Below are 479 nucleotides of genomic sequence, written 5' to 3'. Positions count from 1 at the left end.
CCTGACCGCTTCTATGCATGAATAGATGCTCTCTCCCGCCTAAAAAGAGGGGTTTTATGTCGGTTTTTTAATTGATGTATATATAGTTTATTTAACAAATCTATTCGATCTTTCTTACTGACATATAAGCAATAAGTAGGCCAATACAAACTAATATAATGGGAATAACGATAAAACTTATCAATTAATCATGTATTTTAAAAACATTCTAATTCCAGTTGTAATTACACTTACTATCCCTATCACCGTTAAAACTAAGAAAAACTTCTGCTTTGGATTTCTGTAATATAAGATTCCTCCTATTAAAAGTGCTATAAACCCACCTACTAAATTAAGTACTAGTAAATCCATAATCATTCCTCCCTAATCAAATTTATTATTCTGAACACTATTGCTATTCCTATCAAAACAACACTTAGTATAGAGTAAATCACTGGTATTCCCATACGTATTGATTCATGGATAAAAAGTAACCTACA

1 protein-coding gene is annotated in these 479 nt (G+C 30.3%); it reads right to left on the bottom strand.

From position 1 onward, the window contains the following. Positions 1–180: 180 nt before the first annotated feature. Complete coding sequence (locus V7183_RS16360) at positions 181–351, bottom strand: hypothetical protein (RefSeq protein ID WP_335360188.1); 171 nt, start codon at positions 349–351, stop codon at positions 181–183. Between the last annotated feature and the right edge of the window lie 128 nt (positions 352–479).

Origin of the sequence: Bacillus sp. JJ1127 (assembly GCF_036965845.1) — a bacterium.
Lineage (GTDB): Bacteria > Bacillota > Bacilli > Bacillales > Bacillaceae_G > Bacillus_A.
The sequence above is the reverse complement of the archived record's forward strand: the minus strand, read 5'-3'. Positions and strand labels throughout refer to the sequence as shown.

What these genes read in the sequence shown, in the direction of transcription:
- V7183_RS16360 (WP_335360188.1), bottom strand. Translation starts at nt 351, where the DNA reads ATGGATTTACTAGTACTTAATTTAGTAGGTGGGTTTATAGCACTTTTA.